Here is a 19,805-nt window from a genome sequence, read left to right on the forward strand (position 1 = left end):
CTGCTCCCTCGCACCGGTCGGACCACCAAGTTCTATCTCATTGACGCGCTCAACTAAGGATCATCCGATCCAACCGGTGCCGAACCCCGTGCACGGCTGGGAGTTATGGCGTCCAAGGTTCATCCCTCGGGCCACCGACCTAACCTCAGCGGCCTCCGGCTCAGCATGCTTGAAATGAAGCGTCAGTCCGCCGCTTGATGGCGTCCTCGGCGAGTTGCCGGATCTGCCGAGATCAGGATGCGCTGACAGGTACGCCCGGCTCCAAGATCCCCATGATCACGTCGTCGTGCCACGTGCCGTCGACGAGTGCCGCTTCGCGCTCGCGCCCCTCCTCTACGAACCCCGCGCGGAGGTAGCAGCGGATGGCACGAGTGTTGTAGGCCAGCACGCGCAGGTCGATCCGGTGGAGCCCCACCTCGTTGAATCCGTAGGTCACGACAGCGCGGGTGACTTCGGTTCCGAGGCCGTTCCCAAGGATGTCTCGATCGAGCAGCCCTGCCGCATACCGCGCGCGTCTGTCAGTCGCGTCAATCCCGTGCAGCCTGGCCGTGCCGATGAAGCGGTCCTCGAACTCCACCGCCCAGTGCAACGGGTTGGAGGTCTGCGTGACCTGGTCGTACCAGCTCGCCGCCTCGTCCTGTGACATCGGGGCCGGGTCGTCGAACTCCGGAGTGCCGCCAAACATGCGGATGATCTCCGGGTCCCTGCCGCAGCGGGCCCGTCCCTCGATGTCCTGCGGGCCGAAGGGTCTCAGCAACGTGCGGGACGACCGCAGGGTGGGGGTTGTGTCCGGGAGCATCACAGGAAACATCTTGTCTGAACGTCCGGACATGCGGCGATGGCTGCGCCGTCATGATCTGCTCGCGAGTTTCGCACTAGCCTCTCGGAGTGGACGTGTTAGGGGAACAGTGGGCCGACGAGGTCGCGCAAGCCTGCGACCCCATCTTCGAGGCGGCGGACGTGGGCTTCGTCCGGCAAGTGACCTACGCGAATGACGACAAGCACGAAGTGATCTCACTCCTTTGGGAAGCGGACCCGCAGCGCTTTGCGGACCGCTATCCCGACAGCGGGATCGTCGAGACTTACGGCGAAGACCAATGGCGACGTGTTCACTGCATCGACTACTGGCTCAACCTCGATCAGCCGAATCGCAGGTGTCGTCTCTCGGCCGAGGGCTGGAACCTGYCTGAACTGTGGCTCGACCTTCGAGGGGTCGGCGCATGGGATGGTCCCGCCATCGCGGACACATTCGCGCGCATCCTCGGCGTACCGTCTCCGCGCGTGTGAAGCGAACATCCGGATCTGCCGCGATGGGTGAGTCATTGCGCCGCGTGACGGCCTTCTACGGCCCGCAGATGATGACTCAAATCCTGGATGCGCGCGACGCAATTTCCGTCTACGACGCCGGCATGATTCCCTATGGTGCGTTATGCCCTGGCTTGATAACGCCGCGACCGCTCTCGTCGCCTTCCTCCTTGGCCTAGTCGCGCCCACGCTCCGCACGGCGATCGACGCGCTCGTCAAGGAGAAGATCACTGACCGCACCCGCATACGCGGCCAGGCGGACATCAGGTCCCGTGCCGCTGCTGAGGTCTGCTATGAGGAGTTGTCCAAACTCGTCGAATCCATCCCGCAGCTCCACGCGCGCGAGCGTTTGGCCGATAGACCCGAGGCCACAGACGCAGACCGGGATGCACGGAACAAAGTGAAAAACGTTCACGACGGCTCGATCGCCAGCCTCGAAGCCAATCTGGTTCTCTTGCGGACCGATGTGCGCGAGGAGATGGCGCGCATCTTGGATGTACTTCGCTTCGCCTACGACTTGCCATACCGGTCGAGGCCCATGAATCAGTTGGACGAGGGTTGGCATCCGGATCGAGCCACCAACATCGCGAACGCCTTGGTGAAGCATGCTCGGAACGTGCTGGCGGCACACCTGACCACTGCCAAGATTCCCGATCGTAGCGACGCCGTCGAGGAGTACATACTCGCCAATGACGAGCGGAGCGCAGATATCGAGGAGTACTTCTCGCATGAGATTGAGGAAGACGACGAACAACTGAAGTCTTGGCGAGTCAAGAGGGGTCTGCCCCCAGACCGGAAGCGCTGAGCGACGCTCGCGACGAGCGCCACATTCCGCGTACCGTCCCGGGGCGCCGCGGCATTGCGGCCGCTTGCGACAGCAGGGAATACGCTCACGTCTCGCGATCCGGGCCGCTTAGGGATTCGCCTTGTCTGACCTCTCTGGGATCACTATCCCGAAGCACGCGGCCCCCGAGAACCACTAAGCCCAGGGTCATGACTGCTCCACCTGCCATGGCTGCCTTGCCGAACAGCGTGTCCAAGAAGCGCTTGTTCTCCGAGTCCTTCGCAAACTCTTGGTCCGCGGTCTGGATGACCTTGTCGATGATGATCATCCGGTCTTCCGGGGCCAAGTCGTCTCGCTTGAGCTCGCCCGAGAGGATGCCTCGTACCTCTCGATATGCATTGTGAACCTCGGTCTGGCTCTCGTGATTGGCCAGCAGAGTTGAGGTGTGTTCCTTCTCGAGGACGTTCAGGGTATCTATACCGAAGAGGCGAAACTCTGGGAACTGCTCAATGACCTTGAGCGCAATCTCCTTATCCATCTCTGGCACCAAGGACGCAAACTGGAGCATCTTGTCCTTAGAGAGGTTGCGCCAAGTGTCGATCTCCAAGACCTTCATGATCTCGGCTTCGGTCTTAAACTTCACGCGTTCCCCCTGTGACTTGGACGACGACGCCCACGGCGCCTGGCCTGGTCAGAGGATATCGCCTTCCTCCGGGACATCAATTCGTAGCGCCGATACCTCTGTGGGCGTGAGGCCTTACATCTGTTCGAACCCCGCCACCCACTGGGTGGCTCAATCCACTGTCTAGCTACCCGCCCCGAACCGTCGCCGTTTGTTGGAGGTCCTTGGCGGCAGTCCCGCGGGCAGGTGTCGGGTTGGCGTCCACAGGGTCGAGCGAGTTCCTCGGCCACGCAAGGCGGGCGCGGCGTGGGCTCATCCAAGCCGACCGCCAGCGCCAGCGTCTATCCGCCGCCTGTCGGAGACGTCTTCTAGTGTGCCTAGCCCTCGATTAACCGTCGCTTCGCTGCGTCGAACTCCTCTTCAGTCAGGATGCCAGCGTCGCGTAGGTCGGCGAGCTTCTTCACTTCGTCGGCCAGCCCGGTTCCGACCGACGTCGGCGCCACCAGGGGTGAGACCTGCACGGTCGGACGCTTGGCCTCCGCGATTCGTGACCGCAGGGTTTGCATCTCGTCCCGGGCAGCGTTGTACTCGGCCTTGGTCAGCGGCAGTGTATTGCTCAGCGTCCACGGGTCGTTGGAGTCGGCGTTCCGGGAGGCATTCGATCCGCGCCAGAAATCCTTCTGGGCGCCCCCGGAATAGGACGGGGTAAGCACTTCTAGCACTCCTTTGACAAATCCGGAGTTGTATTCGACGCCGGTGATATCGACGTAGTGAAACACCGCTGAGCGCTCCCCACCCAACGACCCGGCCATCATGCTGGTTAGGCCGCCCGTCTTGATGATCGCGAGCCGGTCCTCCCACGCCGCCAGCACGCCCGCACCGCCACTGGAGGTCAGGATGAGCCAGGGCTGCTCGTTGCCGTGGCACAGCCTCGCCACCGCGGTGCTGGCCTTGGTGGACAGCTTGCCGACCACCTTGGTCTCATCCCACTCGCGGCGTTTTGCCCGCAGTTGGCCAGACGCGCCGGCGCTGGAGTGACTAGCGTTGCTGCGCGCGTTGGCGATGGTGGAAGTGTCAGCGGCCGCTGTCGCTCGTTCCAGATGCTCGGTCAGCCGGGGGAAGTCAGGCTTGGGGATGTTCTTGAACTTCATCTCTGCATCGCCGTGCGCGACGTCGAGGGTCTGTTTGTCCGCAACCGCCTCAAAAGCGAACCCATCTCCCAGGTCGGCCTCGAACGAAAGCACGCCTCCGGTCGCCCAGCCCAGGATGCGGTAGTTGGTGACGAACAGGTGATTCGCAGTCGGCTTGAGGTTGTTGCATGTGGAAGCCCATCTCACCTCCTCGCCGGGCATCAACACGGTGGCGACCTGCTCCATCAGGCGCGCCTGAAGTTTGGGCTTGATCTTTGGACTGAACTCTGGCGTCATGCGACTTCCTTGCGCGGGTCGTAGCGTTGGGGCTACAGGATGCATCCCAAACGCGCGCCTCGGGAGCCCTCTTGAACTAAATGCGGGCGCCTCCTGGGCCGTCTGCAGGCTTACAAGGGCACACTGACGACCGCTTCGGTGCCAGACAGCCGGTTTAGAACTGCCACGACGATTGCCTCACTTCGCCGACTGTCATCGTCGTGGGTCGGCAGCGCGAGTCTTAGGGTCTCTGCATGCCCAACAAGCCAAACGTGGTTCTGCGCGGAGGCCCGGGGGACGGCCAGATCTCTTACCTTCCCGCTCTGGGTGACCCGATGTTCTTCGAGGACGTCGGCGGTGGCTCGGTCACCTATGTAGACAGCGACGAGCTCGAGGAGCACGACGGCATCCAGCTGCGCGTCTACGTGCCAGCTGTCTGATCGCCCTGAGGGCTGCCTAGCCCATTCCGCCGCGATTGCCGCGTCAGCTACGGGGACCCTTCTCGGTTCGGGTGCGCGGCTGCGAGCCGAGCGGGGCGTCCTTGATCTCGCCGGTGTCTAGGTCGACCTCGACGAGGCGCGGTCGACCGACAGGCTCGGGCTGCTCGTAGACCCGTCGGTTGGCGGGCAGCGCGTGGACGTCGTGCACGAAGGCGTTCTCACGCCGCTGGGTGCTGGCATCGCCCAGGTGCTCGTTGTGTCGCGGCTTGGCGGGCCAGCTCTTGTGCTCGTCGTCGCAATGCGCCCGTAGTCGGTTGCGCATGCGGTCGGTGAAGGCGGGTAGGCAGTAGCGGTGCCACTCCTCGAGCGCGTCGCTGGTCATCGCGAGCCCGGCGCGGCGGCGCTGGTCGGCCAGCACCGCGATCTCGTGGACTAGGTGCGGGTGCATTGGCCAGCAGCTGGGGATGAGCCCGGCGACGTCCCAGGTGTATTCGCGGTTGAGCCAGATCACGACGTCCTCGAACCATTCCCACAGCTGATGTCGGAGCTCGGGGTTGGGACACGTCGCCGGCTGCCAGGGCCGGGGCAGCAGGGCATGGTTACCCAGGGCCTTCTTCTGCTCCTCGGTGCCGTTGATGGCGATGTGGAGCTCGCGGTAGGCCAACCGGACCTGCTCCCCGGGGACGGGGAACGGGAACACCATCGGGCTGGGTGCGGCCCGTCGGGCCTGTTCGGTCGTCACAACTCACTCCTAGTCGGTTCGGTCTCGTCGTCGACGAAGCCGAGGCGGCGCGCCTCGACGAGGGCTGCGGTCGCCCGGGCCTCGGGGGTGATGACCATGCGACGGTCGTTGGTGAGCCGCGCGCGCGCCGCCCGCTGGTCGGCCAGAAGCCGCTCGCCGGGCTTGCCCTCCACGCAGCGGTGCAGCGTGGCGATGATCGGCTTGCCGTTCTCGGCAATCACCAAAGCCTGCCGCTCGGGCAGTTGGCGGACCTCCTCGGGCCGCATGATGGGGATGTCGTCGCCGGAGAAGTTGCGGCTACCGCCGTTGAACCCGCTGGTGGAGTGGGTGACGCGACCGATACGGACTGTTCCGAGCAGGTCGGAGATCTCCTGGTTGAACGCGACGTCCTTGGACCCGCCGAACATCACCAGGGTGTTGGTGAGACCGAGCAGCGCCCGGGCCTCGTGCTCGCCGAAGATGCTGGTCAGCTGGGGACGGGTCTGGGCGGCCCAGATGAACGACAGGCCCAGCGCGCGCTCGTTGGCCATCCGGGTGCGCAGGGTCGGCAGAGGGGCGGTCGAGGGCAGCTCGTCGAGCACCGAGACCAGGGGCGGGCACAGCCGGCCTCCCCACGGTGAGCTGTTGGCCAGCAGCAGACCGGTGTCCAAGACATGCTCGGCCACCGCGGTCATCAGCGGGCTGGCCGAGGCGTAGGGGTCCTCGCGGCCCAGCAGGTAGATGGTGCCGCAGCGACGGATCACGTCCGCCAGGTCGGTGGTCGGGCGCCCGTGGCTGGGCACGCAGCGGCGTCGGATGTCGGCCTGGAAGAACAGGGACACCGCCTGCTGCACCGTGGTGATCGTGTTACCGGCGGTGCGGTCGTCGCCGTTGAGCGCCCCGTGCAGCAGGCCGTGCCAGAAGGGTTCGGCGTGCGGGTGGCGTCGCAGGATCTCCATAGGCTGGCTGGCCGCGGTCGGGTTCGCGACCCACTGCAGGACGTCCTCGAGGGTCTTCCCGGTCAGGGCCGCGGCGTGGAAGTAGCCCTGTAGCACCTTCGCCGATTCCGCCGCGTAGAACCGGGCGGCATCGTCCCCGGTGCCGCCGGTGATCGCACCCTTGACGGTGCCGGCGGTAAAGGCCTTGGCTCGCCGCTCGGCGACCTTGGGGTCCACGCAGCCGGCGATCGGGTCCCAGATCAGCTCGTCGACGGCGCCCTTCGCCAGCCCGAAAGGGTCGAGGACCACGCACGGACGGTCGTCGCTGGAGCGTTCGGTGAGGCTGAGCAGCAGGTCCTCGACCTTCGTCAGGGTGACCAGGGCCGCGCCCGGAGCGCTGAGCAGCGCCGGGGTGAGCAGATCGAGCGTCTTGCCCGAACCCTGCGGGCCAATCACCCCGGCGGTGCGGTCCCACGGCACCCACAGCTCGCCGCCACGCGGCTCGTGCGCGTCCCCAATGCGCCAACCCACGTCCCACGGGTTGAACCTCAGCTTCATCGCTTCTCCTTCGTCCGGCGGCCGTTCAGGAGCCACGGGCTGAGCCCGTGGCCGAGCTGCGGCCCGGTCTCTTCGGTGAGGTCGCCGGCGGTGCGCTGAACGGGTGCCGCGGTGGCGGTGGCGTGCTTGCCGTAGAGGTCGGGGCGGACGATGCCCGCGACCTTGCGCAGCCGAGTGACGCCCAGGATCTTCTCGGCCTGTGCGGCGGTCGCCATGCCGCGCACGCGTCCCGGACCCCAGCGCTGGTAGGCCCAGACGCCGACCCAGATGGTGGCGCTCATCAGCGCGACCTCCGTCGTCGCGAGGCTGACCCACACCAGGGTGCGGCCAGCCAGGCCGTCCGGTGTCGGTGTGGGCAGGCCGGCGTCGGCGTGCCCGCTGAGCACGCCGGGAAGGCTGGTCCAGAAGGCGGTGCCGATCGGCGAGGGGAACGCACCGGCGTTGGCGTCGGGCCAGGTCCAGCCGGCGCCGGCGAGCACGTTCGCGACGGAGCGGCCCAACTGGATGCCGAAGACGATGACGAACAAGGTCGCCAGGGCCACGGCTACAGGGATCTCCCAGGTCCAGGCGTAGGGGTCGCGTCGTCGCTCTCGCTGCATTGGATTCCGCCTCCTGGAATCGTGGGTGGTCGAAGTTCTGGCTGGTCACCTATGTGCCGGGGGGCCCGGCAGCGATCACACAGACCGCCTCGGGTTCGAGGCGTTTTCAGCCAGCCAGGTCGAGGGGTCGGCGTTGTCGGGTCCGTAGATGGAGCCGTTCTCGAGGTGGACCTCGAAGTGGAGGTGGCACCCGGAGCCGTTTCCCTCCTTGCCGACCTGGCCGATCGGTTCGCCGGCAGCGACGGTCTGGCCGCGGCTGACGATGACGCCCTGCATGTGCGCGTACCAGGTGGCCATAGAGCCGGCGCCGGTGGTGACCTTGACCAGCTGCGGGCCGGCCCAGCTCTGGCTGGTGTCAATCTCGATGGTGCCGGCGTGGGCGGCGTAGACGGTCGTGCCGCACGGGGCAGAGAAGTCGGTTCCGGTGTGCCAGTTGGTCCAGTAGGGCCCGGTGTCATGCCAGTTTCCCTTGTCGGTGCCGATGTACTCCGCCGGCACCGGGTAGACCACCTCGTCGCAGGACGCGCCCTCGAGACCGACCGGGGAGACCTGGGCGTTGGGCAGCACGTTGATGTGCGGGTGGTCGAGGTGGTTCGCGGTGGCCGAGCCTCGGTCCTCCATCAGCCGCCAGCCCTCGTCTGCTCGCGCGGCCGACCAGATGCGCTGGTACCAGATGATGTAGTCGATCCCGAGCTCGCGGGCGTGGGTCTGGGCGTACGCCGCGAGCGCGTCCCCCTGGGCCTTGCCGGCGGGAGTCAGCGGGACCACGAAGTCGGCCGCCAGGCCGGCCGGGTGGCCGTGGGGGTCGGTGGCGCTCTCGCGGTAGCCGCCGACGGTCTTGATGTCGAACATCGGGCCGAGGATGTTAACCAGCTGCGTCAGCTGCGGCTTGACCGGGCCGAGGTTGTAGTCGGTCTCGGTCGCGACCGCGCAGCCCGCGCTGCTGCCGGCGGTGGTGGCGGTAACCAGCGGGTGGTCAGCGACCTTGTTGGCCTGGGTGCTGTTGTCGACCTCGGCGCTGGCCCAGGTGAGGTTAGCGCCATAGATGTGGTCGATCGGCGCGTCCTCCTGGGGCTTCTTGCAGGGCTCGGCCGATCCCCCGAAGGCGTTGCTCAGGTCGGGTGTGAGGACGCAGTGTGAGGAGTTCTTGCCGTCCTTGCCGTCGTTGAAGTCGCCCAGGATCACCGCCGGGGTGCCGGTGCCGGCGAGCTCGGTCATGGTCGCCATCTGGCGGCGCAGCGCCTCCGTGCGGTGCCCGGCGGCGTTCCCTTGCGTGTCGGCGGGGTTGTGGATGCTCCAGACCCAGATGACCTGCCCGGTGTTGACGCTGTCGGCCGCACCCGTCAGCTGGACGACCGGCATCCCGACGTCCTTGCCGTTGAAGTACGGGATCTGGACGAGGCGTGAGTCGGTCATCTCCCAGCTGCCGCGGTCCCAGATCACCTTGTTCTGGGTGTTGCCCGTGGCCGGGTACATGCCCCACTTGGCCGAATAGCGGTCAACTAGGGCTCTGGCCTGGGGGCCGTGGACCTCCTGGAGACCGGCGATAGTGACGCCGGCGTTCTCGATCGCGCTGAGTGCCCCGGGCAGCCGCTTGTCCCAGGTGGCGTACCCGGCCTTCTCGTTGCCGCCGCCCGCCTGGTTGTCGGTGTGGCCGGCGCCCAGGATGTTCAAGGTCCCGACGGTCATCGGGTTCACGGTGTCCTCGCAATTGCTCGCGTTCGAGACCTCGCCGTCGCCGTCTGGCAGGTCGGATAGGTCGCCGCCGAGGAGGTCGGCGATGTCGCCGGCGACGTCCTCCCACTGGGCGTAGGCGTCGGGAAAGCCCGACCGCTGCACGGCCTGGGCCGCCTGGGTCAGCGGCATGTCCTGCCAGCCGGGGACGTCGAGCAGTCCCGGGTTGCCGGCGTGCTGGGCCCTGCCGAAGAAGGCACGCGCGGCGAGCACCGGGTTGGTCACCTCAGCACGGCTCCCCCAGCCGGTCGAGGGACGCTGCTGGAACAGGCCACCGGAGTCGCGGTCGCCGCCGGTGAGGTTGACCAGCTTGGACTCCTGGATCGCGGTGGCGATCGCGACCTGCAGCCCGTAGCGGGGAACCTGGAGGTCGCGGGCGACCTGGGCGATGGTGATCGCGTTGCGGGCCTGCTCGGTGGTCAGGGTCGGGTAGCTGGAGGCGAACCGCAGCTGCATCAGCTGGGCGAACACGTCGCCGGTCGGCGGCTCCTCGGCAGAGGCCATGGTGATCGTGCCCTTGACCGAGCCGCCCAAGGGGCCATCGATGACTCCGAGGTCACCAAGCTCGGTAAGTGCGGTCTCGCTGGTCTGGGTGCGGCACTCGGCGGCCGCGGTCGTGGTCATCACCACCATCAGTGTCACGACGAACGGCAGCGCCATGATGACGATCAGGACCGGCAGTCCAGCGAGGACTAGCTTCTTCACGACAGGTCAGTCCCGAGCGCCTCAGCCCGCGGCCTCGATGGCCTCGTTGGTGTAGTAGATCTTCTTCTCCAGCGGGTGGAGCACCGTCTGGACCTTGTAGGTGGCGTCTCCGACGCACCACAGCGCGCGGCCTTTGTCCTTCATCGCCCACCCGGAGACGAGGTCCTGGGCGATCGGGCCGAAGCCGAGCATCGAGTCGAGCTCGCGCGCGACGCGCGGCTTCTGGCCGCCGAGGATCTTGATGTCAGCGAGCTCGAGGAGGTCCTTGGCGATCATCGCGGCCTGGGAATCGGCATCGCCGACCGAGAGCAGGTCGGAGGGCTTGTGAAGGTTGGCGAACTGGATGTCGCCGCCCTTGCCGGCCATGCCGCGCGAGAGCCGCAGGTCCGCGTCGAAGCTCAGCACCGCGGAGACGCCGAGGCGCATCTGCTTCCAGACCTCGTCGCGCACGACGATGCGCAGGTCGCCGGGCTCGGCGATCTCGCGCAGCCCGCGGCCCCAGGAGTTCATGCACAGCAGCGCGATGCCCACCGCCTCGTCCCCGAGCCCATCGAGCCGGGAGAGGCTGAACGACTGGATCGGGGCGCGCCAATCGACCTCGATGTTGGTGAAGTCGTCGAAAAGACCGGCCAGGCTCCCGGTGACCAGCTCGCCGAGCGCGTTGCGCAGCAGCCGCGTCTGGTCGAGGAACTGGCGGGTGCTCCCATACTCGCACGCCCGGACGAGCTCCTCGGTGGGATTGCGCAGCAGGTCCCACAGCCGCGGGATGGTGGTCTCGGTGAGGATCGAGTTGCTGGCGGCGTAGCCGGTGAGGATCCCCAAGGCGTTGCGGACGACGTCGCCCTCGTCGGGCCCGAACGGCACCCGGCGCTGGTCGTCGAGCTTCATGCAGCCGACCAGACCGCGGATCAGAACCAGCCAGCGCTTGAAGATGATCGTCGTGCGCCGTCGGGCTTCCTCGGCCGAGAGCTTCTCCCAGTCGTGGCCGAGCGGGCCCATGGCCAGCGGGTTGATTCGTGCCCAGAAGCCGGGGGCGATGACAAATGGCTCGACGCCGAGCGCGCGGCACAGCGACTCGTACTCGTCCTTGGGATCGCCCAGGACCAAGGTGCGGTAGCCGAAGGGCATCATCCGCGTGCAAAACGCCTTGGTGGTGCCGGACTTGCCGGTGCCCGGCTTGGCGAACTGGAAGATGTTCGGGTTGGTCGCCGACACGTCGTCGCGCAGCACCCAGCCGAAGGGGTCGCAGTAGAACGAGCCGCCGGAGAGCTGGTCGACGCCCATCTGCGCCCCGGTCGGCGGCAGGGCCGGCGCAGACACGAACGGCCAGAACACCGGCGCCTGGTCACTCGTCATCCGCCAGGCCTGCACCGGGGCGGTGGCGGGCGCCCAGCCGCGGCCGCGGCGGGATGCACCGCGGCGCGAGGCGTACTTGAAGATCCGGGGCTCCTTGGCCTCCGGGGCGAGCGGGGGGATCGTGGGCAGGTCGTGGCCGAAGTCGGACAACAAGGCCGCCATGTCCCTTCCCGACTTGGCGCCGCCGCGGTTCCTGTGGGTCGTGGTGGGCATCAAGCGTCTCCGCTCCGGGTCAGGCTCATCCCGACGGGGATGGTCGAGGCGGCGAAACCGACGTCCTGGGCCAGGTCGAGCCGCAGGGGCGCAAACCCGGCGCGGCGGATCGAGGCGTCCAGGCGACGGCCGAACTCGGTGACCCGCAGCGTCTTGGGAACCGTGACCGTGCACACGGCATAAGGCCGGACCAGCGCGTTGCCGTGGGCCAGCTTGGCGTCCAGGCCGCGGGCCTTGTGGGCCTCGTCGCGCTGCTTGGCACGGGTCTTGCGGCCGAGCTTCTCGTTCATTCCCTCAGCCAGGTCGGCGGCCCACTCTGCGTTGCCCGACTGCCGGTCGGCCTTGGACTGGGCCACGATCGGAAAGGAGACGACGAACGAGCGTCGCTCACCGGACTCGCTCGGGGTGAGGATCGGCGCCAGGGCGCCCATCGCCACGCCGCGGGTCGGGAGCTTGATGGTGGCGCTGATCGAGTTCCACGCGTCATGGCTGTAGTGCCGCACCGTCGCGTCGGCGCCCGAGGGCCCGGCCAGCGCCCACGGGACGTCGGCGTTCACGCTCGGGTCCTTCTCCCGCATCGCGAGGGCCTCGACGATGCCGGCGCGATCGCCTGGGGCGAACCCGGTGCGGGACGCCAGGGCGAGTTCCGGCGAGGTGAGCCAGCGGACCGACGTCATCCCCATCGGGCCCCGCAGCTGGGCCTCGATCTCGGCCATCAGCAGGTAGAGCTCGCGGCAGCGGCCCTCGAAGCCACCGCCGGACTCCTTGGCCGACCGGGCGATCCGGGTCTCCGGGACGACGATTGTCACGAACTGCTCGGTGCGAACCGACGCCTGAGTGAGTCCGACCGCGAGGTCGCTGTTGACGACCTCGGACAGCTGGGGGGCGTTGTCGCGGCGGTGCTTGTTGACCCACAGATCGCGCTCGGCGCCGTCCTCGGGGACGGTGCGGACCATGAACAGGATCTCGTCGATCTTCTCGGTGCGGCCGGCGACGTCGAGCAGCCCGGCCAGCGCCTCGCCGTAGCGGCTGCGCTCCTCGGTGTCCTTCATGCCGATGCCGGGGTGGACGATCGAGGCGGTGACAGCCCACGTCTTCGCGGCGTCATCGTGGATTACTCCGACCCGCTGCAGCTGGGAGCCATGCGGCGGGCCGTCGTGGATCTTGATGCCCTGAAGCACCCCGGGGAGGTCGGGGGTGTCGACATCCTCTACGCGGCCCTCGGTGGCCTTCGCACGGAACGAGGTCCAGCTGAGCAGCCCGCCGACGGCGTACATCGTCGAGGCAAACACCCAGCCGGTAGCCGAGCGGCCCCGGACCGGGATGACGGTGATGGCCAGCAGGAACAGCCAGACCAGGGCGAACAGGAACGCGGAGAACCACGCTCCGCGGCTGATCGCCCAAAACGCCGGCAGGCTGGCCAGCGCCAAGAACATCAGCTGGCCTCCGGAGAGGCCGAAGAACCAGCCGATGCGGTCGCGCTGGTAGTCGGCGTAGATGGTCATCGTCGGTTTCCTTCCGGGTCACTGCCTGTCGATCGGAGCTGGGGGCAGGTCGTGCGGCGCATCGGCTACACCGCCACCGGGGGAATCGCGCCGCCAGCCGCAGCGGCTCCGCCGGCACCTCCGGCCGCTCCCCCGCCGCCACCACCTGCGGCCGGGGTCTTGGGCGCTCCTCCGCCACCACCGCCGCCCTGTCCGCCAGAGCCGCCACCCGAGCCACCGCCGGGTCCGCCGCCGGGTCCGCCGCCGGTGGGCAGCGTCGGCGGGGTGGGCGAAGCAGGCGGGGCATGCGGGGACGGCGGGGTCGGCAACGGCGAGTCGTCGTCCCCGCCGTTCTGCGAGCCGGGGTGGGTGCCGCCACTCTGGTCGCCGGGCTGACCGCCGGACTGGCCGGACTGGCCGGACTGGCGGCCACCCATGCCGCTGAAATCGGGTCCGTAGGTGCTCTGCCCGACGCCGGCCTGGTTGGTCTCGTCCGACATCAGGGACGTGGCCTTCGCTCCGGCGCTGCTGACCATCCCGAGCCCGGCAGCGAACGCCTGTCCGACCGGGCCGAAGCTGCCGAGGACGCCCTGGGTGGACTTGTTGAACCGATCGCCGGTCGAGGCCTCGGCGCTCTGCTCACCCGACGAGCGACCGTTGCCATCGGTGGTCGACGCGGCCGACGAGCCGCCGCCGGCACCGCCGCCGCTCAGCAGCCCGTGGAGCCCGCCCTGGATGGCCATGCCCTGACGGAACGACGCGCCGCTGGAGGTGCCGGGGTCGACGAAGGCCAGAAGCTTGAACAGCGCCAGCGGCGCGACGACGCTGATCAGGATCGTCATGACCGCCGGCAGTGCCGTGCCGAACGCCTTGGCGGTGCCGTCTGCGAGGTGGGCAGCGACGCCGTTTGCGAACTGCACGCCGATGCCCAGCACCATCACCATCAACACCGGTGTGAACGCGGCGGCGTGGAACCAGCGCAGCGACTTCCAAAACCAGGAGCGGGTGAAGTCGGAGACCAACCCGGCCGCGGCGAGCGGGCCGGTGGCGACCAGGACCAGCAGCGAGGCCGCCCGGCCGAGGTAAACCAGGACGTGCCCGATCGCGGCCAGCCACAAGAAGATGCCAAGGAAGGCCAGCGCTGTGGCCACGCCGGCCTCGGTGATGTCGTCGACGCCGAGGCCGCCCAGGGGATCCCAGTCTGGCCAGGTCTGCACCTGGAGCAGCGACTTCATCAGCGCCTTGGTGATGGCGCCGCAGGCCGCGACGATCATGACGCAGTAGCCGAACCAGCAGGCGCAGACCAGGACGAACTGGCCGGCGCCGATGAACGCCCGCGCGAGGCCCTTGCCCTCTCGTTTGAAGGCCGCGGCGCCGAGCTGGATCATCGCCAAGATGACCACCAGGGCGAGCGCGAGCCAGAGGGTGAAGGCGTAGACGTCCTTACCGGGTCCGTCGTCGCTCAGGTCGGGGGTCAAGAACAGCTCGCTGAACGTGAGCACGATGCGCAGCACGAACAGGCCGGAGCTCCAGACCGCGAGCATTGCCGAGGTCCAGGCATCGGCCGCCGCCTTGGCGATGACGTCGCCGATGTTCTCGAACGGGTTAGGGATGTCACCGAGGCCCGGGATGCCGGCGCCGAAGAGGTCCCCCACGTTCGGGAGTCCTGGGGTGCCGGGCGCCGCCGGGACGCCAGGGATTCCGATCCCCGGGAGCCCGGCGTCGCAGATCGCGTCGAGCAGCCCACACCTGCCGACGCCCGGCACCACTCCCCCGACTCCCCTTGCGCAGTCGGTGAGGCTGGGGTTTTCGAGGCACTCCTGGACGCCCTCGACCTGGTCCTCGATCTCGTCCTTGACGCCACTGGCCGCGTTCTTGCCGCAGTCGACCGGGTCCTCCGCGCAATCGAGGGCGTCGCCGCCGAGGTCGCACAGTTCGTCGGGACCAAGACAGCTCATCTTGACGGTGCGGGCCAGCAGCTGGCCGGCGGTCTCGACCGCGGCGACCTGCGCCGTGCTGGCCGCCGTGCTGGTCGCCGGTTCGGCTGCGGCGGCGGACGGCTGAAGAGCTGTGGCGGCTCCGAGGAGCGTAGTGAGGACCAGGACCGCCAGGGCGCCGATGCCCAGCCGGGTGACCCGGCGAAAGAGATCAGCGGTGCTCATGGGGTGTCCCGTTGATCGGGATCCAGCCGGCCTGCTTGTACTGCGGGGTGCCCGGCGCGACCGCCTTGGGCTGTCCGGTGGAGACCAGGTGCTCGATGTCTGCGGTGCTGCCCTGGACCAGTCGCCAGTCGCCCACGCCGTCGACCTCGAGCCACCGCATGAGCTGGGTGCCGGCGTAGAGGCCGTCGCTGACGTTGCCGTTGGCGGTGGTGAGGGTGACGTAGCTGAGCAGGTTCACCGCGTAGTAGCCGGTGTCGAGCTCCTCAAGGGTGTAGGCGATCGGCGTCACGGCGTACGACGCGGGCGGGGGGACGTCCCCCTCCCTCGGGACGCCGGCCTGCTGGCGGCGCAGTGCCACAGCGTCGCGGGCGCGCTGCTCGAAGACGGCTCTGTCCTCGGGGTTGGCGTACAGGCCGGCGACGACGGTGGCCTGGTCGTAGTCGAACCCGACCTGCGCCTTGGCGACCTCGAACTGCAGCGCGACCGCGCCCAGGTCGGTCTGGGGGAACTGGGTCGGGTAGCCGTCGACCTGGTCGGCGCCAGCCGGGATCACGACGCCGTCTGCGGGTGCGGCCTCCGGGGCGACCTGGTCGACCTGGTCGACCGAGACGTTCCGCCCCTGCTGCCCGGTCTGGCTCGAGGACTCCCGGGGTGTCTTGTCGGCTCCGCTGTTGTCATCGGTCCGGCCGCGCGCTCCGAGCCAGACGGCGGTGGCCACGAGGGCGGCGATCACCGCCAGGACCCCCACGCGCAGCAGGGTCGTGCGGGACTCCCCCATCGAGTCGTTGATCCGGCTGCTCATCCCGTTGCGCATGTCAGTGCTCCTCTTCCGTGTCGCCGGGGTGGGCGGGTTCGGCGGTGTGGTCGGTGGACCAGGTGCGCCAGCCGGCCTCGTGCCCCAGCTGGGTGCCGGGCCAGGTCGCGGGTGCGGGTGCAGGCGGAGCGCCGGGGGCGACCATCCAGCGGCCGCCGACCCACTGCATGCGCTCGCAGTGCGCGAAGGCGATCTGGCCTTCGGACTTGTAGGTGGCGCTGACCTTCATCAGCACGCACACCGTCGCCCAGTCGGGGCCGTCGGTGCCCTTGACCAGCGCGGCGGCCGGCTCCAGAGACACCGAGGCGCTGGGGTCCTTGACTTCGCCCATCCCGGTGCTGGAGAGAAACGCCCGGACGCTGGCGGTGATCCACCAGTCCTCCGCACGGACCCCGCCGGGCAGCGCCCAGGCGTTGTAAACCTCCTCGGCGGTGCTCAGGCTCATCGACTGCAGCACCGCGAGGTCGATCTGAGCGAGCTGGCCGACCGCGCCCTCCGGGGTGTGCGGGAACCCGGTCATCACGAACGCGGGCCCGTTGACTCCGGTCCCGGCCGGGACGTTGACCTCCGGTGCGTTGGCGCTGGTGGTCCCCGAGCCTGCTTGCGGGAAGGCGGCGCTCTCGGGCACGGTCAGCATCGGCTCGGCCGCGATCTCATCGCGATGCGCGGCACCGCGGGCCACCGTCGAGCGCACGGTCTCGCCGGTGGCGACGCCGGTGTTCGCGCTGGTCTCGTCGCCGATGCCGGCGATCGCCAGGTAGACCGCGTACGCGAGGCCGCCGAGCAGGAGTACACCCACGGCGACGGCGGCGGCCAGGATGCCGAGCAGCCTGCGCTGGCTCCACTCGCTGGTCCCTTGCTCGATGGGAGGCGCCTTCTTGGTGGACGCGCGCCGCATCAGATGCAGCCCTTGCCGAGGACCCCGTTGAGCATCCCGGGGAGCACCAGGTAGGCGATCGCGCAGGCGAAGACGACCACCACCGAGATCACGCCGACCTTGGAGGCGTGCGGCAGGGAGAACACTCGGCCGGCGATGATCGCGGCGATCGCGATGATGATGCCGAGACCGAACAGGACGATGACGCCCCATAGCACGTAGCCGGTGATCTCGTTGGTGGGGCCGACAGCACCCGGAGGCGCCTTCGGGCAGACAGCCATCACGGTGCTTGCGGTTGCGGTCATGACGTCCATGGGGGATTCCCTTTTCTGGGTTGCTGACCCCGGGAGGGTCAGGCGCCTTCGCTGGTGTCGGTGGGCCGCTGTGCGGGCTCGAGCAGCCGACGTGCTGCCGAGATCAGGGGGGCCGGGACGGGGCGGGAGTCCAGGCCGTTGACCGCGAGCTCGCGGTCAACGGGGATCTCCACGCACCTTTCCGCGACCAGGGCGCGGCGGACGGCGGGGCCGCCGGCGTGCTCGAGGCCGCGCGGCCACTTCTTGCGGCGTGGCCCGCGGACGGCGAGGGCGATCTGCTCGGGCTGCCAAGGGAACAGCAGGTCCATGGCGACGCCCGCGCGACGCATCCCGGGGACGGTGGCGGTGGTGACCAGGACGATCTGGTCGGCGGCGCGGACGGCCTCGGCCAGCCAGCAGTCGGTAGCCAGCAACTGGCCGGCCTCCCAGCCGATGTCGAGAATGGTCAGCTGGGTCTCGTTCTGAGCCTCGATGGGCGGCGGGACCTCGTCGACGCCGGCGAGGACCTCGCTGGCGCGCTCGAGCAGGACGTGATCGCGCTTGCCCTGACGCCAGTCCCTCTGGTGCAGGCCGAGCTCGGCGGTGCTCGCCGCGGCGAGTCCGGAGGCGGTGACCGAGCAGCACTCGATGACTCGGACCGGGGCAGCTGCCGCCAGGCCGGTGGCCAGAGCGACGGTGCTCGCGCCGACCGAGCCGGCGGACCCGAGAACGGCGATGGTGTGCTCGCCGTCGGCCGGTGACCAGTTGCCCTCGGCGGCGGCGCCGCGGACGCGGGGACCCTTACCGGCGCCGGGCCTGGTGCGGAACTCGCCGGCGTTCAGTGCGTGCCAGGCCCGCTTGAGCTCGTCGACACCGACCGGGCGGCTCGGGGCCCGGGCGCTCACTGGGCCCCCCTGAGGGCGCATCGCCGGAACTCGAGCGCGGCGCGGATCTCGGCCGGGGTCAGGATCGCCAGCTGAGCCTTCGCGGCCTGCACTTCGTGCAGCTGGGCGACGCAGCCGGTCAGCTGCTCGACCGCCTCGATCTCGCGGCCGGCGATCGCGAACAGCTCGGCGATCTGCTCAGGCGTACGCGGCTCGCCCTCGTGGGTGTTCGTCATGGGCTTCACCTCCAGTCGCCTATGTGTCGCGGGTGGCGCGAGCGATCACTTCCGGGCTGATTCGTCATGGCCAAACTTCCGCGGGGCGGCCGCGGCGAGGGCGCGCATGGTTCGCGAGCCGTGGCGACGGACCGTTGCCTCAGAGACCCCGATGCGGGGCGCGACCCGGCTGGACACCTCATTGCTGAGAAGTCCGCCATACCCACGCGCCAGCCTGCGGGTCTCGACCCGGTCGGCCTCCTCGACCAAGCACAGCAACAGGTACCGATCCGCGGCGCTGATCACCTTGTGGTCGCAGGCCCACGCGAGCAGCTCCAGAAGCTCCTCGGGGGCCGACTGCTCCTCCCGCTCGGGTCCGGCAACGGCCAGGATCTCGGGTCGGTGGAACAGCGTGCCGGCGACCCGCTCGGTCGGCATCTCAGCCGAGTAGCCGGCACCGCCGTCGACGCTCGTCAGGTCGCCGGCTGAGAAAGACTCGACGAGCGTCGTGTTGGCCCAGGAGCGGTCGGCGCGGGAGACGTAGAAGAAGCCGCCGACCTCGCGGAGGACACCGACGCGGGTGTTGATCAAGATGTTGGCCGCGACCTTGCGGGTCCGGCGCCACTTGAACGTGCGGACCTCGATCCATAGCTGCGAGGCCACCAGCTCGTCGATCCGCTCGACTGCTGACCAGGCGCCGGCCATAACCGGCTGGCTGTCGCGGAAGACCTCGCGTGGCGGGAGGGTGCTCAGCCAGCCCGCGAGCCGACAGGCGCCGGGCAGCAAGCACTTGGCCAGAGCGGCCGCAGCCGCGATGTCGTCGCCACCGTCGGGGGCCGCCAGCATGGCCAGCGCGAGGAGGACCTGGTCGGAGGTTTCATGGTCCACCGCCGGCAACCAGGAGCGGAGGTCGTCGAAGTTGTCGACCACACCGAGGCGCGGGTCTGCGGCCACCCAGGCCGGCCACTTCTGGCGGGCCAGGTCGAGCAGCTCGCTGTTGTCGTCGAGGCCAAGCTGGTCGCCCACACTCATCGCGCTCGCTCCTTTCGTCCGTGACTGAGCACGGCAGAAAAGATCGCGAGCGGGCGTCCCCGCATCCGTCCCCCAATCCCCTGACTTCGAGGGGGGACGCCTGCTCGACGGGGATACGGTCTTTGCGTTTGCGCAGGTCAGAGCGGGGGGACGCCCCCGTCCCCCCGAAAACTGAAATCGTTCCCGGCCGACCCTTGCGCGACCTTCTTATCGAGATGCTGCGAAGACTGAAACTCGACGGCGTTGTTGAACACCTCGCGTTACGTCAGCCTCGATCGCGCATCTACGCAGTCACCGAGCCCGCGTCGACTCCCAGGAAGCGACATTGCGCAGGTGTTGGAGGAGCGGCATCCCGTCGCTGCTCCAAGCGAAGATCCCGCAGATAGGATCGGCTTGCGGGACGGAATGCACCCGAGCGTCGACCGCAGGGCGGCCGCGCTTGACAGTCATAGGCGGGCGCTCAGACGCACCTTCGATCGCGTGGCGGCAACCAGTTGGCCGGTGGGCACCTCGTTTACCGGGACGTCGCGAGCGTTTCGACGCCCCGCAATCCCACCAGTCGATCGGCCGGCCTCCATGCAACTGGCCCGCGGTGACCTGGACGTTGCCGATGATGCAGAACTTCCCCAGTTGGTTGGCGGCACGCGAGTACTGGAACAGGAC

The 19,805-nt window shown here is 68.6% G+C and carries 19 protein-coding genes; 3 read left to right on the forward strand and 16 right to left on the reverse strand.

Annotated features, from left to right (window positions below; translation table 11 throughout):
* Positions 1-232: 232 nt before the first annotated feature.
* Entirely contained in the window at positions 233-799 is a 567-nt protein-coding gene (locus tag AC1DP1_RS21865) for a GNAT family N-acetyltransferase (RefSeq protein WP_477508645.1), read from the reverse strand.
* An 89-nt stretch (positions 800-888) separates the two neighbouring features.
* Here AC1DP1_RS21865 and AC1DP1_RS21870 point away from each other — a divergent pair, with 89 nt between their 5' ends.
* Positions 889-1,287 (forward strand): hypothetical protein, encoded by a 399-nt coding sequence (locus AC1DP1_RS21870; protein WP_477508627.1) that lies wholly within the window; start codon positions 889-891, stop codon positions 1,285-1,287.
* A gap of 142 nt (positions 1,288-1,429) precedes the next feature.
* Positions 1,430-2,110, forward strand: coding sequence for a hypothetical protein (locus AC1DP1_RS21875; RefSeq protein WP_477508628.1), 681 nt, complete (start codon positions 1,430-1,432; stop codon positions 2,108-2,110).
* Between the two features lie 85 nt (positions 2,111-2,195).
* Here the strand turns inward: AC1DP1_RS21875 and AC1DP1_RS21880 are convergent, their stop codons facing one another.
* Both AC1DP1_RS21880 and AC1DP1_RS21885 read right to left on the reverse strand, forming a co-directional pair.
* Complete coding sequence (locus tag AC1DP1_RS21880) at positions 2,196-2,732, reverse strand: hypothetical protein (protein WP_477508629.1); 537 nt, start codon at positions 2,730-2,732, stop codon at positions 2,196-2,198.
* Positions 2,733-3,088: 356 nt separating this feature from the next.
* Positions 3,089-4,138, reverse strand: coding sequence for an SHOCT domain-containing protein (locus tag AC1DP1_RS21885; RefSeq protein ID WP_477508630.1), 1,050 nt, complete (start codon positions 4,136-4,138; stop codon positions 3,089-3,091).
* A gap of 233 nt (positions 4,139-4,371) precedes the next feature.
* Here AC1DP1_RS21885 and AC1DP1_RS21890 point away from each other — a divergent pair, with 233 nt between their 5' ends.
* A complete protein-coding gene (locus AC1DP1_RS21890; RefSeq protein ID WP_477508631.1) occupies positions 4,372-4,557 on the forward strand; it encodes a hypothetical protein in 186 nt (61 codons plus the stop codon).
* A gap of 43 nt (positions 4,558-4,600) precedes the next feature.
* Here the strand turns inward: AC1DP1_RS21890 and AC1DP1_RS21895 are convergent, their stop codons facing one another.
* From AC1DP1_RS21895 to AC1DP1_RS21955, 13 genes are all read right to left on the reverse strand, one after another.
* A complete protein-coding gene (locus AC1DP1_RS21895; RefSeq protein WP_477508632.1) occupies positions 4,601-5,299 on the reverse strand; it encodes a hypothetical protein in 699 nt (232 codons plus the stop codon).
* Positions 5,296-6,774, reverse strand: coding sequence for a type IV secretory system conjugative DNA transfer family protein (locus AC1DP1_RS21900; RefSeq protein ID WP_477508633.1), 1,479 nt, complete (start codon positions 6,772-6,774; stop codon positions 5,296-5,298). Before AC1DP1_RS21900 ends, AC1DP1_RS21895 begins: the two co-directional genes overlap by 4 nt.
* Complete coding sequence (locus AC1DP1_RS21905) at positions 6,771-7,373, reverse strand: hypothetical protein (RefSeq protein WP_477508634.1); 603 nt, start codon at positions 7,371-7,373, stop codon at positions 6,771-6,773. The genes AC1DP1_RS21900 and AC1DP1_RS21905 overlap by 4 nt, the downstream gene beginning before the upstream one ends.
* 75 nt (positions 7,374-7,448) lie before the next feature.
* A complete protein-coding gene (locus tag AC1DP1_RS21910) occupies positions 7,449-9,812 on the reverse strand; it encodes a VldE C-terminal domain-containing protein (RefSeq protein ID WP_477508635.1) in 2,364 nt (787 codons plus the stop codon).
* Positions 9,813-9,833: 21 nt separating this feature from the next.
* Positions 9,834-11,330, reverse strand: coding sequence for an ATP-binding protein (locus AC1DP1_RS21915; RefSeq protein WP_477508636.1), 1,497 nt, complete (start codon positions 11,328-11,330; stop codon positions 9,834-9,836).
* 50 nt (positions 11,331-11,380) lie between these two features.
* Positions 11,381-12,886: an SCO6880 family protein gene (locus AC1DP1_RS21920; protein WP_477508637.1), complete on the reverse strand. Its 1,506-nt coding sequence runs from the start codon at positions 12,884-12,886 to the stop codon at positions 11,381-11,383.
* Positions 12,887-12,951: 65 nt separating this feature from the next.
* Positions 12,952-15,027 (reverse strand): type IV secretion system protein, encoded by a 2,076-nt coding sequence (locus tag AC1DP1_RS21925; RefSeq protein WP_477508638.1) that lies wholly within the window; start codon positions 15,025-15,027, stop codon positions 12,952-12,954.
* Positions 15,014-15,841 carry a hypothetical protein gene (locus tag AC1DP1_RS21930; protein ID WP_477508639.1) on the reverse strand — a complete coding sequence of 276 codons (828 nt, stop codon included), beginning with the start codon at positions 15,839-15,841 and terminating at the stop codon, positions 15,014-15,016. The genes AC1DP1_RS21925 and AC1DP1_RS21930 overlap by 14 nt, the downstream gene beginning before the upstream one ends.
* 1 nt (position 15,842) lies before the next feature.
* Positions 15,843-16,739 (reverse strand): hypothetical protein, encoded by an 897-nt coding sequence (locus tag AC1DP1_RS21935; protein WP_477508640.1) that lies wholly within the window; start codon positions 16,737-16,739, stop codon positions 15,843-15,845.
* A complete protein-coding gene (locus tag AC1DP1_RS21940; RefSeq protein WP_477508641.1) occupies positions 16,739-17,023 on the reverse strand; it encodes a hypothetical protein in 285 nt (94 codons plus the stop codon). The genes AC1DP1_RS21935 and AC1DP1_RS21940 overlap by 1 nt, the downstream gene beginning before the upstream one ends.
* A 47-nt stretch (positions 17,024-17,070) precedes the next feature.
* Positions 17,071-17,916, reverse strand: coding sequence for a hypothetical protein (locus tag AC1DP1_RS21945; protein WP_477508642.1), 846 nt, complete (start codon positions 17,914-17,916; stop codon positions 17,071-17,073).
* Positions 17,913-18,131: a hypothetical protein gene (locus tag AC1DP1_RS21950; protein WP_477508643.1), complete on the reverse strand. Its 219-nt coding sequence runs from the start codon at positions 18,129-18,131 to the stop codon at positions 17,913-17,915. Before AC1DP1_RS21950 ends, AC1DP1_RS21945 begins: the two co-directional genes overlap by 4 nt.
* Positions 18,132-18,176: 45 nt before the next feature.
* Complete coding sequence (locus tag AC1DP1_RS21955) at positions 18,177-19,142, reverse strand: hypothetical protein (protein WP_477508644.1); 966 nt, start codon at positions 19,140-19,142, stop codon at positions 18,177-18,179.
* Between the last annotated feature and the right edge of the window lie 663 nt (positions 19,143-19,805).

The sequence above is a fragment of the Nocardioides sp. P4_G10 genome, assembly GCF_056401175.1.

Coding starts and splice junctions, on each gene's coding strand:
- AC1DP1_RS21935 (WP_477508640.1), bottom strand. CDS start 16,739: ATGCGGCGCGCGTCCACCAAGAAGGCGCCTCCCATCGAGCAAGGGACC.
- AC1DP1_RS21885 (WP_477508630.1), bottom strand. CDS start 4,138: ATGACGCCAGAGTTCAGTCCAAAGATCAAGCCCAAACTTCAGGCGCGC.
- AC1DP1_RS21940 (WP_477508641.1), bottom strand. CDS start 17,023: ATGACCGCAACCGCAAGCACCGTGATGGCTGTCTGCCCGAAGGCGCCT.
- AC1DP1_RS21920 (WP_477508637.1), bottom strand. CDS start 12,886: ATGACCATCTACGCCGACTACCAGCGCGACCGCATCGGCTGGTTCTTC.
- AC1DP1_RS21930 (WP_477508639.1), bottom strand. CDS start 15,841: ATGCGCAACGGGATGAGCAGCCGGATCAACGACTCGATGGGGGAGTCC.
- AC1DP1_RS21900 (WP_477508633.1), bottom strand. CDS start 6,774: ATGAAGCTGAGGTTCAACCCGTGGGACGTGGGTTGGCGCATTGGGGAC.
- AC1DP1_RS21950 (WP_477508643.1), bottom strand. CDS start 18,131: ATGACGAACACCCACGAGGGCGAGCCGCGTACGCCTGAGCAGATCGCC.
- AC1DP1_RS21925 (WP_477508638.1), bottom strand. CDS start 15,027: ATGAGCACCGCTGATCTCTTTCGCCGGGTCACCCGGCTGGGCATCGGC.
- AC1DP1_RS21905 (WP_477508634.1), bottom strand. CDS start 7,373: ATGCAGCGAGAGCGACGACGCGACCCCTACGCCTGGACCTGGGAGATC.
- AC1DP1_RS21875 (WP_477508628.1), top strand. CDS start 1,430: ATGCCCTGGCTTGATAACGCCGCGACCGCTCTCGTCGCCTTCCTCCTT.
- AC1DP1_RS21955 (WP_477508644.1), bottom strand. CDS start 19,142: ATGAGTGTGGGCGACCAGCTTGGCCTCGACGACAACAGCGAGCTGCTC.
- AC1DP1_RS21865 (WP_477508645.1), bottom strand. CDS start 799: ATGCTCCCGGACACAACCCCCACCCTGCGGTCGTCCCGCACGTTGCTG.
- AC1DP1_RS21915 (WP_477508636.1), bottom strand. CDS start 11,330: ATGGCGGCCTTGTTGTCCGACTTCGGCCACGACCTGCCCACGATCCCC.
- AC1DP1_RS21890 (WP_477508631.1), top strand. CDS start 4,372: ATGCCCAACAAGCCAAACGTGGTTCTGCGCGGAGGCCCGGGGGACGGC.